Below are 15,706 nucleotides of genomic sequence, written 5' to 3'. Positions count from 1 at the left end.
CGGATCTAATTCAGAAATCATCAGATAAAATTTATATGAAAAGAATTGTTGTTATTTTAACCATTGTCAGTAGCTTTTTCATACACGGTGTACTAAATGCTCAAAATCCAAAATCCATTTGCATCACTTGTGGCCGTTTTGATTTAGCCAAAATAAATTTCAGTGAAGATATTAATGTTTTAGCCGCTCAGAATAAAAGCAAAACTGTACTTTCAGGGCAGCAGCAAAATAATCAGACCAAACTTTACGAAACATTTTTCCTTTTTAAGGATGATAAGGGTAAAAATCCTGAAATCATTACCTACCAGAACTGGTTTACATTCAATAATGTCAGAATCCTGAGCAATGATAAAAGCAAGATCATTGCATTTGCTGCCTTTAATTTTTATGATCAGCCAATGTCGCAAATTGATGCCTTTGTTAATCAGCTCAAAAATAAATTTAAAAGCAGTAATCCAAAAATTGGAAAACTGGTAGACGGAGCCATCGTTTATCAATGGTTTCTTAATGATGTTATTGTACAGCTTGAAAGAGATACGAAACAGGAAGTTGAGAGTACCAGTGTTAATGGTAAATGGGTTGATAAGAAAACCTGCCACGTGAAGTTAACTGTTTTTAACAAAGCATTGCTGGATGATAAAATGAAAATATCATTGGCAAGAAATATCAATTTTCTATTCTATCAGAAAGAACATTTTAAAGGTGGTTAAATAATCTTTAACACAAAACATTTAATGCTACCTGCAGTAAAATCCAACCTCACACTGTGTTATCATAAAATATCGGTAATCCTTTAAGCAAAAGGGTTCTAAAGGAGTATTTTAAAAGATGTTGCTTTTAATAAATTGCTGTTGCAAAAAGCAACACTTTGCCCTAAAATGCTACAATGTTTTAAGCTATTGCATGTAATAAAAATAAGACATTAAATAATTTGAAAAAAAATACAATTTTTTTCTGTGCAATAATCTGCATTTTTTATAGCGTGAGTTAGGATTTCTGAATTATTTCGGGGTTGTTACTGGTTATATATGAGGCAGATACACAATATTTGGCCTAATATTTGGTTAATGATATACAGTAGTGGACGCTACATAAAATTCAATTTTTTTAACCTTTAAATTTTAAAACTATGGCTTTCAAAGCTAGATTAAATTTTTCAGGCAAGGAGTACGATGTGCTTCATTGTGCCTATGCGTTAAACCGTGATGTAGATGCTAAAGGAAGACCCTCTTCCGGAGTTTACGGCGGTACCATCGACATTGAGATCGAATCAACCGAAGACACCTCAATTATCGAGGCGATGGTAAACAACCAGTACAAACCCATTACCGGAACCCTGCTGATCAAAAAATCGGAGGAAGATGCCAAAATGAAAGAAGTTAACTTCGAAGACGGCTACATTGTTAAATATTCCGAAGGGATTAACATTGTTGGCGATCACCCGATGACGCTCAAATTCCAGATTTCAGCGCGCAAGCTTAAATTAGGCAACGCCGAGCACATTAACGATTGGCCAAAAGCCTAAAGAGAGGTCTAAGGCATAAGGTTTAGGGTACAAGGCAATAGAACGCCTTACACCAAACCCATGTGCTTATCGCAACCGCTCACCGCAATTCATTCATTTAAAAACATTAAAACTTACTACAATGGCATTCAAAACCCGTTTAAATTTAGGATCAAAAGAATTTGATGTACTACAGTGCAGCTTTTCATTAAACAGAGATGTTGACGCAAAAGGCCGTCCATCGTCAGGTGTTTATGGTGGTACCATTAACATCGAAATCGAATCAACCGAAGATACCTCGGTAATCGAATCAATGGTTAACAACCAATATAAGCCACAGGCTGGTAGCATTATCTTTAAAAAAGGTGAAGAAGATGCAAAGATGAAAGAACTAACTTTTGAAGATGCCTACATCATCCAGTATAACGAGGGTATTGCGGTAAACGACAATACACCTATGACTTTAAGTTTTGTGGTATCTGCCCGTAAATTAAAGGTGGGCAATGCAGAACACGAAAACGACTGGCCAAAAGCTTAAATTTTCTATAAATGAGGTAGAAATTGAAATACATTTCTACCTCATAAACATTTAAGTTATGGGAAATATTGATTATGCAAAGCTCTTCCGCGATAAGCGGTTGGATATTGCTATTGGAGTGGGCTATGAATTTGCTGGTGAAAAGCCCGATTTCTCTAATGAACTGAATGATATCATAACAGTATTGCTCGGCAATGGCTTCCGCAAAACAGCAAAATCATCATCAGATTTATATTACGATACTTACTATTTACGTAAAAGGTACTATTTAACCGCCACCAAACAGCTGGTTGATGTTGATATTTATGTTTACATCACCAGTTCAAAAAAGAAAAGTCCGGCAAGCACCTTTGCCTCATTTTTAGCAACCAAAGAGATTGTAATTTATAGCGGCCATGGGCGTATAGGTATAGGACCCGATTTTGACGATGAGAAAAGCAGTAAAGAAAATTTCATTGTTGGCTTGAATACGGTTGCCCATGCAAATAATCAGCTTAAACTTCAAAATTCTCCCCACGATAAAGCCCTGCGAATAAAATATGTAAAAGGGATGCACTCCCGAAAGGATAACGATTTAGAAAGTATTACCAAAAAGAATCTTTTTAGCGAAAACTTATACCAGGTCTGGTTTTTTAATGCTTGCTCCTCTATCGATTACCTGGACGAGATCAGGGGGAAATGGTCGGTAAAGGATAAAATGCAAAAATTTGGCCTCGTACGTACCGAAACAGGGAAAATCAAATCGAAGGCTAATTTAGTTATTTTTGGCACTAAACAATCTGTTAGATCTGATGCAACACCTATTTTAAAACAGATTCTGGCCGGTAAAAGCATGGACGATATTGTAAAAACTATGCAGGCGTATGAAAAATTATTTTCTCCGGATAATAATAGCAACAATATATACTTCTCCGATTAAAATGAAAATATTAAAAAATATAGGAATACTGTGCTGCTGTTTTATAATGGCATCATCCTGTAAATCAGACGGAAATAATGAGAGAGAGCAGGTGAAAAAAAAATCTGAAGACTTAACCGACACAAATATGGCCAATAAAACAAAAGCCCCGCAGTTGGATACAACAACGGTAGATATGGAAAAAGTAAAAAAGGATTTGGATTGGGCTGATATCAAATTGAAGTTTATCAGCGAATGCCTGAATCCTTTTTTAAAGGCCAGAAAAGTTACAACTAACTGTAGCGATTGCGATAAGATTTCTTTTAGCTATACCCTTACTTCAAATGAAAATGGAGAAGTGATAAACGTAAGGCGGGAGTCTGAAACCATACAGTGCAAAAAGCTGAGCAGCAATGATATTACAGCACTTCATGATGCGATAGAAATCTATTTAAAAAAGCAGGTCTTACCCAAATCGTTTGGTAAAGGCAGTTATACCGGCCAATTGGGTTTTATATTAAAATGCTAATTAACCCTCAATAATCAATTCTAAACCGAAAAACATGTCTACAGCAAATAAAGTACGGGCAGAAATATTTGTAGATGGTGGAAAAATCAGCCACTTCACCTATCTTAAGCTGTCACAGTCATTTAACAACCACCATGAATTCGAATTGCACCTCAGTTTGTTCGATCTTGGTTTTGCCGGAACATTTGATGTTTACCAGTCGAGAAATTGGATTGGCAAGGATATTACTATAGAACTTTTTTCTGCACTTGGTCAATCTGCAAACAAGTTTAAGGGGCTGGTTACTAAAATAAGTGTGATAAAAGCACACGGACAGAGCGGAGGATACGTACTGAGTGGTTATAGCCCTACTATAAAGCTTGATGGCGGAGCCATTATGCGTTCATTTAACCAGCTTAATCTGGAGGCAATAACTGCTAAGGTATTAAAGGCCGGCGGTGTTGAGGTACAGATTAATGTAAACCGTAATGCAACGCTCGGATATTTTACACAGTATAAAGAAAGTAACTTCGATTTTATAAACCGGATTTCGGCATTATATGGCGAATGGTTTTTCTACAATGGCGAGCAACTGTGCTTTGGAATGCCCGATAAACTGGAAGAAATCCAGCTGGTTTATGGCCGCGATATTGAGCAGATGGATTTTTCTATGAGGGTTGCCCACCTTAATTTTTCCAATTATTCCTATAACTCCGAAAACGATCAGGTATTAAGTGCTACCGCAAAACCAGATACAGGTGGCTTATCTGAGCACAGCCTTTTTGCCATCCAGCAATCACAGGAAACTTTTAATGAAGAAAACAATACTCCACTGCGTAACCGCATTACTTCGCAAAAGGAACTGGATGATATCCTAAAGGTAAAAAAAGCTGCTGTTTCAAATGATCTCGTAGGTATTAATGCTGTGGGCGATAATCCTGCAGTTGCCCTTGGCAAAATTGTTAAAATCATCAACTCGCAGCGCGAAGAACTGAATTTTGTAGAACAGGATGAAGGAAGTTACCTGGTACTCTCGGTTACCCACGAGATCCAATCGAATAATGAATATAAAAACCATTTTTACGGAATAGATGCCGGAGCCGATGTAATCCCTGTGTACAATATTAAGATTCCGATAGCTGAAAGCCAGATAGCCAAAGTGGTTGATAATAACGACCCCAAAGGCATGGGCCGCGTAAAAGTACAGATGCTTTGGCAAACCGGTGCCGACAAAACAGAGTGGATCAGGGTACTTACGCCCGATGCCGGAAGCAGCGACAAGGTAAGCAAGAACAGGGGATTTGCATTTGTACCCGAAACCGGCGATCAGGTGTTAATTGGTTTCAGGTATAACGATGCCAACCGGCCATTTGTAATGGGCAGCATGTACCACGGTAAAATTGGTGCCGGTGGCGGCGAAACCAACAAAACGAAAAGCTTAACCACCAGGAGCGGTTGCTCGGTGATATTAGATGATAGTAAAGGAAGTGCAACCGTGAAAGATCCGAGTGGTAACATACTGGTAATGCATGGAGATGGCACCATAACCTTAACCGCGCCCAATACCTTTACCATTAATACCAAAGATTTTATTATAAATGCCAGCAACAGCATTGCCATTAATGCCCAGCCCGGCGAAGAAGGTGGCGGAGAAGGAACCATTAATATCAATGCCAAAAAATCGATAACAACCGTAGCCCAAGACGAGAATATAACCACAAGTGCCAAAAAAGATATTTCCTTTACAAGCCATACTGAAAATATAAAACTTACTTCATCGGCCAAGGATATTGCGATTAATGCAGACAATGGAACTTTAAAAACTTCTTCTAAAAAAGCAGCGTTAAGTTCAACAGATGAAATGAATCTTGACGGAGGAACGTTGGCGAAAATTGGAGCCACAGATGTAGAAATTAACCAGTCATGATAAATTTAAAAGATACAGTATTCTATCAAATCACTTCGGCCAATAAAGTTAGGATTGGAACTAAACAAAGTGAATTTATCCATGATAGATGGGTTGAGGTTAAATTCATTGATCAAAAGGATAATTACTTTTTGTTTGAGTATAAGCTCTTAGATCAAAAAATGGAGGGTACTGCTTTAATTCATCAATGGGCAGAAGATTTAGAATGGTTTCAAAGTCCCTTATATTTTATGCTCGATTTTGAAGGCAAATTTATAGGTATGAAATTTTTGAACCAGCTTCATGAGCGCTGGGAAACAACATTTAAATCGAAGCTTTCGAAAAAATATGGTGCTAAACCAGGCATTAAGCAAATGATTGCAGAAACAGAAGCAATTTTAAAAGATGATAAGCGATTGGTTAGTAGCTTTATAGGTTATAACCATTTTAGGGCCTTGTTTCAGCCATTTTATAAACCACAACTTCCAACTGAAGAACTGGAACTAATTCTGTCGCAATATTTTGGAACAGCTGATTTACCCATCATCATTCAAAAAGAGGCAGAAGGCAAGCAAAATATTACTATTAAAAATAAAGGCATACTTAACCATCAAAAATTTAATCGCAAGCCCTTGGTAAGAATGCTTAAAGCTATTACAAACACTTATAACATTAAAGTTGATTTGGCAGTTGATCTTGAAGAAGAATATATTATTAAAAATGGGTTGTTACACCAGTCAGATCTTTTTTTAGAAGCCTATGTGCCCGATTTTTATCAGGTTATTACCGCACATCAGCTAAAAATAATTTTACCTGAAAAAAAGGAAGTAGAAACGGATAAAATAAACAGATGGACTTTGCCTATCCATCATGGTAATTAGAAAGGGAATACGATGTCGAAAAAATACATTCCAGATAACAGCTGTTTAATGTGCGATAAAGGTTCGGCGCCTTGCAGGTTGAAAGTTACACACCATAACAACGCCAAAATTTATGGTGAATTTTTGGCCAGCGAAATGGATATGATCCCTGGCGAGAATATTTTACCAATGGGTACCTGCTCGGTTACTGGCAGTACCTGTGCGCCAGACCCCATTTACTGGGATAAAACCAATAAAGGGGTAAAAGTTAACGGTTATAAACTATTATTTGAAGATGCAAATCTGCTCTGTAAAAAAGGAGGCAGGATTAGTGTAACGTTTAACGTGCCTCAGGGTTGTGGGGCTGATGTGCTATCTTTGGGTATTGGTGCCCAAAATGGATATAACTATCTAAAAGAAAACTTCGCAGAAAGATCTAGCTTGTTAAAAGCTACAGATAAAGAGTTTTTGAAAGGTAAAACTATTGACGAAATTGCACAGAGCAAAGGAGATTTTAAACGTTTATATGGAGAAGAAAACATAAAGCAAGATTTAAAAGCAAAAGGCTATCAGCTAAATGCAAAAGAGATGGGCACAGGTCAAAATGGGCTTGATATTGGCGCAAAAGATGCAAAAGGGACAACTGATATTGTTGCAGATGGCAAATTTAGCAGTAGGGGTAAAAAACCTAGGATGGAAACCACTAAAAAAACAGGTAAGCAATTAAGCAAAAGGTGGCTAAGCGATGGGGAGATAGAAGGGAATAGTAGAGTTCAGCAATCGTTGCCACCAGAAGACGCAAACAGGGTGTTGGACAAAATTAGCAAAAACGACCCATCCTTAAAACGTTTGGCCGGTGCGGTAGAACCCAACGGCAAGGTTACTTATTACAATGTTGATGATATGGGAAAAGTAGGTACTGTAGTAGAACTTGCACCCGCTAATGTAATGAAAGGAACTAGTAAAGCTGCCAATGCCATAAATAGCATTTCAAATAGCATACAAGGTACAAAAGCTATTAGCGCTGCAAATAAATTCTTGGTAAGCAATGCGGGCACTATAAGCAAAGTTGGCAAAGTAGTTGGCCGTGGGGCAATAGTTATAGGCATTGCCATGGAAGGCTATAATGTATATACGGCCTACCAGGAAGAAGGGCATTTTGGAGAAAAAACAAAAGAAGCCACCGGAGGTGCAATCGGTGCACTTGGTGGTGCAGTTGCAGGGGCAGAATTGGGAGCAATGATAGGAGTGGTTGGTGGCCCTGTTGGGGTAGTTATAGGCGGTGTGGTTGGCGGAATAATTGGTGGCATTGCCGGCAGTAGCCTTGGCAAGGCCATAGGTGATTGGTTTTAGTAAATTAAGATAAAACGATGTTCAGAGACAAATTTAAAAGTGAAGAATATTTTAAAAAAACCACAGCAAGGATTTTAAACAATCTTGAAGCCAAGAAAAACAATGGTTTAAACGACAAACCTTTAAGCAATATAGAAAATTACGTTTTGGCCAACGGGTTATATATATATGTATTCAGGGCATACTCTTTAGGGGATCCTGTAAAAAATTTAATAGACCCCTGTAAAGAAATGCTGATTTATAATATAGATTCTATACATCTTAACGAAGATTATAGTGATGGTGGAGATATAGCTTATACAGAACTACTCGGGATGGTTGCTATGGGCGTGCTGCTTGATGCCAAAGAAGAACTATACAAACTATCGCTAACCCTAGAAAAAGTGAACTATAGAGATTACCTAATAGATTTTCTGTTGAAATTTAGCAGACCAGACCTAGTTTTAACAGATAAAATGATGTGGCCAGATGATGTGGCTTGCAAACAGCTTAGAACGATTATACAGGCAAACAAAATCGATGCTGAAAAGGAGATGAAGGCGTATCTAGAAAAATACTATTATACAAAGGCCAATTTTGAAGATGAGTATAATAGTCATAAAAGAACAGATACTACTTATAAAGGCTATTGGAGTTTTGAGTCGGCTGCCATAGTTAAGATAATGGGGCTAAGCGATGATGGTTTTAAGTATAGCCCGTACTACCCTTATGATATGTTGCATGACGAGCCTCTGCAACCATCTTTTAGCCCTGTAATGCCTCTGCTGCCCGATGAGGATGAACATAAAAGTGAGGTTTCTCCAAACCCACCACCCAAAAAGAAATGGTGGCAGTTTTAGTTGCAATTAATTAGATTTAATTATTAAAACAATGGGATTTTTTAATAAAATTTTTGGGGGTACAGTTGAGCCTAAAAAACTTAGGACTCAATTTAAAAATGAAAAACATTTTTTAGAAGAAATTAGGTTTTTCCGCAAAATGATAAAAATTTATGAGGAAGATGATAGGAAAAAATTGCAAAATGGGGGTACTATCTCAGGTCAAAATTATTTGAGTTATTGCAGGAAATTTTTAAAAGTGATAGAATGTGAGTATAGCTTAGGAAAAGATAATGTTGAGCATGATTTTAAAGAAGCGGTTTCCTTTTTTTCTAAAGGCTGGTCCGAACATTATCAGGGATATCCCTTACTGTTACAAATGGTTTCATTTGCAATATTATTGGATGTTGAAGATGGGGAGATGAAGAAAATTAAGGATTTTTTAAAAAAGGCAGAGGAAAGTTCGATCGAGGAGATATGGAAACCAGATTCGTTGATCTATTTTTTAATAGGAGAAAATACAGAAAGAACCGGCGATACCCCTTATCAGAAACTTTATGAGATAAGCAAACTTTCCAAACCAGAAGCAGAAAGTGCCATAGAAAAATATTTAGATAAATGGTACGGTATGCACAAGGACGACCCTTGGTACAACACTCACCTACCTGATAAAGGCTATAGCGGTTATTGGGCCTGGGAGGTAGGAGCATTTGTTAAGGTGATGGGGTTAGATGATAGCCGTTTTAAAGATAATATATACTACCCTTACGATATGGTTCACCGGAAAGAATGATTAGTTTAATTAAGCGGTGTAATAGGTGGGCTGGTAGCAGTTCAGTAGGTTCTGATTTGGTTGATTATTTTAATATGATTTTAAAACTAAAAAAGAATAATGGGACTATTTGATAAAATATTTGGAAACAGAGAAAAAATTGAAAAAACGAACATTAGAGATCACCATAAAGGTGAAAAATATTTTAATAAAGAAATTGTTCGATTTTCTGATATAATTAAAGAAACAATACAGGAGACCAATTTAAATGCATTTAATTATTGGGCTATTTCAGCTAAATATCAACAGATTATTTCTCTAAAATTTTCATTAGGGATACCAGTTTTCCAAATTGTGGAAGATTATTCTTCAGCCCTAAATTATTATATAAAGGGTTGGGACGAAAAAGAGGCAACTTATGCAGATATGCTTCTTATGATTTCATTGGGTATTCTCTTCCAGGTTTCTGATGGAGATTTTGAACAACTTGTTGAATATGTTAGAAAAACCGACGCCAATAAAAAATTGGATAACTGGCATCCGGATGGATTAATCTGGTTCCTTTTGAATTCAAGATCATCTCATCAAAGTAAAGCAACTGAAATATTATTTCCACGTATTTATGGGTCACTTTATGAGATAACCAAACTTTCCAAACCAGAGGCAGAAAGTGCCTTAGAAAAATATTTGGAAAAATGGTATAACTTGCACAAAGGTGATCCCTGGTACAATACCCATGAGAGGGATAGGGGTTATTGTGGTTACTGGGCCTGGGAAGTGGCAGCTGTGGTAAAGGTAATGGGTTTAAATGATAGCAGTTTTAAAGATAATATATATTAACCTTATGATATGGTTCATTGGAAAGGCAATGTAAGTTGAAAATTATAGAAGAAAATTGTCCTTAAATTTCTTTGTAGCTTAATGAGTTTAAAACAAAAAAATGAGATTATTCGATAAAATATTTGGTGCTAGAACTGAGGAAAAAAAAATCAGGGCTCAATATAAAGATGCAAAATATTTTATGAGTCAAATTGAGCGATGTGATCGTTTTATAGAATCGGATAAACAAAATGAAATTGAATATTTAAAGAGTCATGATAGACTAAATAGTTTTCATTATTTAAGTAGTGTAACCATTAGACTTAAAAAAATAGAAAATATATACAGCAGAGGTGAGGATATAAATAAATTAGTAATAATATTTAAAGAAGCGACGAACTTTTTCTCCAAAGGCTGGTCCGAACATTACCAGGGATATCCCTTACTGTTACAAATGGTTTCATTTGCAATATTATTGGATGTTGAAGACGGGGAGATGAAAAAAATTAAAGATTTTTTAAAAAAAGCAGAGGAAAGTTCGATTGAGGAGATATGGAAACCAGATTCGTTGGTCTATTTTTTAATAGGAGAAAATACAGAAAGAACCGGCGATACCCCTTATCAGAAACTTTATGAGATAAGCAAACTTTCCAAACCAGAAGCAGAAAGTGCCATAGAAAAATATTTAGATAAATGGTACGGTATGCACAAGGACGATCCTTGGTACAACACTCACCTACGTGATAAAGGCTATAGCGGTTATTGGGCCTGGGAGGTAGGAGCATTTGTTAAGGTGATGGGGTTAGATGATAGCCGTTTTAAAGATAATATATACTACCCTTACGATATGGTTCACTGGAAAGAATGATTAGTTTGAAGATTTGATTCAAACAATTTAGTATAGTTAAATGTGATTTATCTTACTAGTGTAAAACAAAAAATCCACTTATAGTGGATTTTTTGTTTCATAAAAGATAGATAAAGCCGTATGCCATTGTGATAAAGGTGCAGCTCCTAATTTTTTTAAGGGACTTGCCAATCAGAATGTTAAAATAAACGGTTGTATGGCCTGCACCAAGGCTGATAAAATTCCCATGGCCAACATACCATCTTTTGGGGTATGCAGCGTTACAGGGTCGGCTTGTGCGCCAGCCCCGGTAGATTGGACAGATACCTATAAGGTAAAAATAAAAGGGAAAGAAACTTTGCTTTTCAAATCCAAACTTCCCTGTAGCGTAGGCGGTAAAATCGAATTCATCACGAGTGGACAAATTCCCATCAGCGAAGAGGAGCTGGCTAAAATGACGGATGAGCACAGCGAAAAAGAAGAAGATGAGGGATGGGCTGGTGGGATACTGCCGAGTTAATCCCCGTGGTGGGCAGTGTAATTGGCATTGTACGCTCAGCCGCAAAAGGCAACTGGTGGATGGTAGCCGCCAATGTTGGTTTCTTAGCGCTCGATATTGCTGGTGTGGTTAGTTTTGGCGCAACTACTGCCGCTTCTACCGCGGCAAAAGGAGGTTTAAAAGCAGGCCTGAAAGTTGCCGGTAAAGCCGCATTAGAGGCAGCCGGAAAAGCACTGACCAAACAGGGAGCCAAAGCATTGGCAAAGGCAGCAGCCAAACATGTAGATGATATTGCTGCAATAGTCGGCAAGTGTGTTACAGCGTATTTTACTGGCGAAACACTTGTTCATACTGATAAAGGCAAAATCCCAATTATGGATGTAAAAATTGGAGATAATGTATATAGCTATAATGAAGATAAGAATATCATAACATTGCGTAAGGTTACAGCTTTGTTTAGTAATGAGGTGGAAGAAATTTTGGAATTAGAAACCTCTGCAGAAAAGATTAGGACTACAAGAACACATCCTTTTTATGTAAATGGCGAATATAAAGATGCTGAACAAATAGCAATAGGGGAATCATTGTTCTTGAAGAATGGGAAAAGCGCACAAGTAATTTCTATAAATTATGTAGTCGAAATCACAAAAGTTTATACATTTGAAGTAGATGAACATCATTGTTATTTTGTAGGAGAAGCAGGTGTTTTAGTTTTAAATGCCTGTCACATAAAAGTTTTTTTTGAAGCTTTCCCTCATTTAAAAGGAATAGTTTCGCAAGTACATCATGCAATACCTCAAAAAGTATTTAAAAAATGGCCAGAATTATTTGATAAAGCAATAAAAAATAGTTTAGAAAATTTAAGAGGAATTCCTAAAGATGGCGCTTTTGCATTGCATCAAGGAGCAATACACAAAGAATGGAATAAGTTTATGCTGCTTTTGAAAAAGCTGGGCTAAAACCTACAAAAAGCCAAGTTGAGGCAATGGTAAAAAAAATAGATGATACTTTTGGACATTTATTTAATCCACCAAAATAATAAATAAGATGAAATATCAAAAAACAGTACCCGAAATAATGATGGATTTGGGCGAAAATACAGTTTTTGACAATCCCCATTCTGTACACCAAAAGATTATACATCTTCACATCAACTTAGAAAATTGGCTGGGTGATGACTTACTATGGAATTTACCTGAAACAATTGTAACAGAGAGATTAAAAAATGCATTAGAACACGAAAAATATACTGGTTTTACTTTTGATGAAATTGAAGTTACTAAGGATGTCTATTTCGATGATAATTACCATCTTAATAAACCATTTCCTAAGTTTTATTGGATGAAAGTTAATGGCAAAGAAGATATAGATGATGTTTTTTTAAAAGAATACACATTGTTTATGTCGGATAGATTTTTAAAATATTTAAAAATAAATTTTAGTATAGATCATTTAGAAATTAATCCTACAAGAAATGAGTTTGATGATTTTATAGATAAAATGATCTCTGATAGTAAAAAAGGCACAAGGGAGGAAAATCCAGAGGATAACTCCATTAATCCCGGTGATGACCCAGATAACCCTTGGTTACCAACAGATTGGAATAAAAATTGATTAAAAAGCGGCTTTATTGGTCGCTTTTTTTATTTTAACGGAAGTTTGCCTGTTTCCCCGAGTGAAAATTGTTGAAAACATTGAAGATATATTTAAAGGAATTGGATATTAAAAATTAATGAATAACATCACATTTGATCATAAATTTTACAATGATGTCCGTTATTCAATAATGGATGAAGAAAAAAGCTTAAATAACATCAAACCACGGGTTGAAGATGATATATCTAAAGCAATTTGGAAAGAATACGGTAAGCCTTCTTTCAAGTATTATCCTCTAACAATAGCTTAATCACATTCTTTAACGCCGGATTCCGGTTCGATTCTTTCCAGATCATATATAGCTCTGTTCTTTGCGGAATATGGGTGAGCTCTACAAACTTCACATTTTCCTGATAGCCATATTGAAGGCCCGTGGGTACAATGGCAATGCCTAAACCTTCCTCTACCAGTTTGTAAATGGTTAAAGCATTAACAGATTTATGGTAGGTTTTGGGTTTAAAACCATGGTCTTCACAAATGCTCATCATCAGGTCGTAATAAAATGGACTGTCGTCGCTAGAGAAGAATATAAAAGGTTCATCACCCAGTTTTTTCACCGCTTCAAAACTTGCCTTCTTCATGGGGTGGCTTTTGGGTAATACCAGCGAGAAAGTATCCTGGTGGATCATGTGTTTAGAAATACCGGGCTTAAACTGTTGCATCCTTACAAAACCCATATCAAGCATATCCTTTTCCAATAATTCGATCTGTAGTTTATTGGGCATTTCATCCAGATTGGTCCGGATTTCCGGAAAATCTTTGTTCAGTTTAAAAATTATCTCAGGTACAATTTTCTGTGCCGCCGAGCCTAAAAAACCGATCCGTAGTTCACCTTGTTTGCCCTCCGTAATGTTGGTTAACTGTTTTTTAATGTTTTCGATGTGGCTGAACAGAAAATCAACTTCTTCTTTCAGGTAAAGGCCGGCTGCGGTTAGGGTTACCTTTTTCTTGTTCCGATCGAACAGTGGGGCGTTAAAAATTTCTTCCATCTGTTTAATCTGCCGGCTTAATCCTGGTTGAGAAATAAATAAGCGTTCAGCAGCCTTTCTAAACTTCAGTTCCTCTGCCAAAACCTGAAAATATTTTAGGTGCCTAAGTTCTATCTGATAACTCATGGTTATTACATGATGATGTAATTGGTATTTATAGGTATCAAATATAGGGCTTATTTTTGTTTAAAACCTTTATAATATGAGCGGGCAACAGATTTTTAATTACGGAACAGACCATTTAACTGCTAAACTGGCTTTAGCCATCAGCAATGGTGAAATAAAGGGCGTTTTAAGCGAAAGCACACGCGAAAAAGTAATTGAAAGCAGTAAGGTGGTAGAGCGGATTGCGGTTTCTGGCAAGGCCGTTTATGGCATCAATACTGGTTTCGGACCCTTATGTACTTCCATGATTTCGGCTGTTGATACCCGTAAATTGCAGGAAAATATTTTGAAAAGCCATGCTGTTGGCGTTGGCGAACCTATAGATACTGAAATATCAGGACTGATGCTGGTTTTAAAACTACAGGCTTTAGCTCAGGGATATTCAGGCATTAATGTAGAAACCCTCGACCGGATGATCTGGTTTTTAGAAACCGGTGCTACGCCGGTTGTGCCTAAACAAGGTTCTGTTGGCGCTTCAGGCGATCTTGCGCCGCTATCACACTTGTTTTTGCCTTTAATCGGCTTGGGTAAGGTTCATTACAAAGGCGAAATTATTGCTACAGCTCAACTTTTACAAGAATACCAGATGAGTCCGCTGCAATTGGGACCAAAAGAAGGCCTGGCTTTAATTAACGGCACGCAGTTTATCGCCGCACACGCCGTTAAAGTGGTACAACGTCTGGAAAATGTGCTGGATTCTGCCAATATTATCGCTGCCTTGATGGTCGAAGGTTTGCAAGGATCAGAAAAGCCTTTTCATGCACAACTTCATCAGTTAAGGCCATACCCCGCAAATATTTCGGTCGCAGAACAAATGCGGAAACTACTGCAGGGCTCTGAAATTATGAAATCGCATGCCGGTTGTGCTAAAGTGCAGGATCCTTATTCTTTGAGGTGCATTCCGCAAGTACATGGTGCATCCCGAACGGCATGGTTGCATTTAAAAGAAGCTTTAGAAATCGAACTCAATTCCGTAACCGATAATCCGGTCATATTTAATGATGATTTAACCATTAGCGGAGGGAATTTCCATGGGCAGCCATTGGCTTTACCACTTGATTATGCCTGTTTAGCCGCCTCAGAAATCGGGAATATCAGCGATAGACGGATTTACCTCTCTTTAGAAGGAAATACCCCTGGTGTGCCGAAATTGCTGATGAAAGAAACCGGATTAAATTCAGGATTTATGATTGTTCAATACACTTCGGCGGCTTTGGCCAGCGAAAATAAAGGGCTTTGTTTCCCAGCCAGTGCCGACAGTATTCCAACCTCCCTGGGGCAGGAAGATCATGTAAGCATGGGCTCCATCAGTGGCAGAAAAGCATTACAGGTAATCGAAAATGTAGAAAAAATACTGGGCATCGAGCTTTTTTGTGCTGCTCAGGCGGTTGATTATCACCATCCATTAAAACCTGGAAAAATATTGGCTGCGGTTCATGATTTTGTCCGCACCGAAATTGATCATTTTGAAGAAGATCAGATCATGTATAACAGGATGGAAAATGCCATCAACATGGTACAACGGGGAGAAATTGTTACTGCAGTAGCCAAAGCAGAACAGGATTTAAATTAAG

At 37.2% G+C, this 15,706-nt stretch carries 17 protein-coding genes; 16 read left to right on the top strand and 1 reads right to left on the bottom strand.

Annotated elements, in window-relative coordinates; translation table 11 throughout:
- Positions 1–35: 35 nt before the first annotated feature.
- The 15 genes from ABD769_RS15905 to ABD769_RS15835 all read left to right on the top strand — a co-directional run bounded on the left by ABD769_RS15905 (position 36) and on the right by ABD769_RS15835 (position 12,936).
- Positions 36–710, top strand: coding sequence for a hypothetical protein (locus tag ABD769_RS15905; RefSeq protein WP_344852383.1), 675 nt, complete (start codon positions 36–38; stop codon positions 708–710).
- 419 nt (positions 711–1,129) lie between these two features.
- Positions 1,130–1,525, top strand: coding sequence for a type VI secretion system tube protein TssD (gene tssD, locus ABD769_RS15900; protein ID WP_344852382.1), 396 nt, complete (start codon positions 1,130–1,132; stop codon positions 1,523–1,525).
- Between the two features lie 121 nt (positions 1,526–1,646).
- A complete protein-coding gene (gene tssD / locus ABD769_RS15895; protein WP_344852381.1) occupies positions 1,647–2,042 on the top strand; it encodes a type VI secretion system tube protein TssD in 396 nt (131 codons plus the stop codon).
- A gap of 58 nt (positions 2,043–2,100) precedes the next feature.
- Complete coding sequence (locus tag ABD769_RS15890; protein ID WP_344852380.1) at positions 2,101–2,961, top strand: hypothetical protein; 861 nt, start codon at positions 2,101–2,103, stop codon at positions 2,959–2,961.
- Positions 2,962–3,007: 46 nt separating this feature from the next.
- Complete coding sequence (locus ABD769_RS15885) at positions 3,008–3,469, top strand: hypothetical protein (RefSeq protein WP_344852379.1); 462 nt, start codon at positions 3,008–3,010, stop codon at positions 3,467–3,469.
- A 34-nt stretch (positions 3,470–3,503) separates the two neighbouring features.
- Positions 3,504–5,375 carry a type VI secretion system Vgr family protein gene (locus ABD769_RS15880; protein WP_344852377.1) on the top strand — a complete coding sequence of 624 codons (1,872 nt, stop codon included), beginning with the start codon at positions 3,504–3,506 and terminating at the stop codon, positions 5,373–5,375.
- Positions 5,372–6,235, top strand: a complete 864-nt coding sequence (locus ABD769_RS15875; protein WP_344852376.1) for a hypothetical protein — start codon at positions 5,372–5,374, stop codon at positions 6,233–6,235. The genes ABD769_RS15880 and ABD769_RS15875 overlap by 4 nt, the downstream gene beginning before the upstream one ends.
- A gap of 12 nt (positions 6,236–6,247) precedes the next feature.
- Positions 6,248–7,567, top strand: a complete 1,320-nt coding sequence (locus ABD769_RS15870; protein WP_344852375.1) for a PAAR-like protein — start codon at positions 6,248–6,250, stop codon at positions 7,565–7,567.
- A gap of 17 nt (positions 7,568–7,584) precedes the next feature.
- Positions 7,585–8,406: a PoNe immunity protein domain-containing protein gene (locus tag ABD769_RS15865; protein WP_344852374.1), complete on the top strand. Its 822-nt coding sequence runs from the start codon at positions 7,585–7,587 to the stop codon at positions 8,404–8,406.
- A gap of 31 nt (positions 8,407–8,437) precedes the next feature.
- Positions 8,438–9,178: a PoNe immunity protein domain-containing protein gene (locus tag ABD769_RS15860; RefSeq protein ID WP_344852373.1), complete on the top strand. Its 741-nt coding sequence runs from the start codon at positions 8,438–8,440 to the stop codon at positions 9,176–9,178.
- Positions 9,179–9,277: 99 nt separating this feature from the next.
- Positions 9,278–9,997 carry a PoNe immunity protein domain-containing protein gene (locus ABD769_RS15855; RefSeq protein ID WP_344852372.1) on the top strand — a complete coding sequence of 240 codons (720 nt, stop codon included), beginning with the start codon at positions 9,278–9,280 and terminating at the stop codon, positions 9,995–9,997.
- Positions 9,998–10,097: 100 nt separating this feature from the next.
- On the top strand, positions 10,098–10,844 hold the full coding sequence (locus ABD769_RS15850; RefSeq protein ID WP_344852371.1) for a PoNe immunity protein domain-containing protein: 747 nt from the start codon (positions 10,098–10,100) through the stop codon (positions 10,842–10,844).
- Positions 10,845–10,950: 106 nt separating this feature from the next.
- A complete protein-coding gene (locus ABD769_RS15845; protein ID WP_344852421.1) occupies positions 10,951–11,343 on the top strand; it encodes a DUF4280 domain-containing protein in 393 nt (130 codons plus the stop codon).
- Positions 11,316–12,281, top strand: a complete 966-nt coding sequence (locus ABD769_RS15840; RefSeq protein ID WP_344852370.1) for a polymorphic toxin-type HINT domain-containing protein — start codon at positions 11,316–11,318, stop codon at positions 12,279–12,281. Before ABD769_RS15845 ends, ABD769_RS15840 begins: the two co-directional genes overlap by 28 nt.
- Before the next feature lie 88 nt (positions 12,282–12,369).
- Positions 12,370–12,936 carry a hypothetical protein gene (locus ABD769_RS15835; RefSeq protein ID WP_344852369.1) on the top strand — a complete coding sequence of 189 codons (567 nt, stop codon included), beginning with the start codon at positions 12,370–12,372 and terminating at the stop codon, positions 12,934–12,936.
- A gap of 263 nt (positions 12,937–13,199) precedes the next feature.
- On the opposite strand, the gene ABD769_RS15830 is transcribed toward ABD769_RS15835, so the two are convergent.
- Positions 13,200–14,093, bottom strand: coding sequence for a LysR family transcriptional regulator (locus tag ABD769_RS15830; protein WP_344852368.1), 894 nt, complete (start codon positions 14,091–14,093; stop codon positions 13,200–13,202).
- A 76-nt stretch (positions 14,094–14,169) separates the two neighbouring features.
- Here ABD769_RS15830 and hutH point away from each other — a divergent pair, with 76 nt between their 5' ends.
- Positions 14,170–15,705, top strand: a complete 1,536-nt coding sequence (hutH, locus tag ABD769_RS15825; protein WP_344852367.1) for a histidine ammonia-lyase — start codon at positions 14,170–14,172, stop codon at positions 15,703–15,705.
- Position 15,706 lies beyond the last annotated feature (1 nt).

Origin of the sequence: Pedobacter jeongneungensis (genome assembly GCF_039538295.1) — a bacterium.
In the GTDB taxonomy this organism is placed as follows: domain Bacteria; phylum Bacteroidota; class Bacteroidia; order Sphingobacteriales; family Sphingobacteriaceae; genus Pedobacter; species Pedobacter jeongneungensis.
This window is presented reverse-complemented; position numbering and strand designations above follow the sequence as displayed.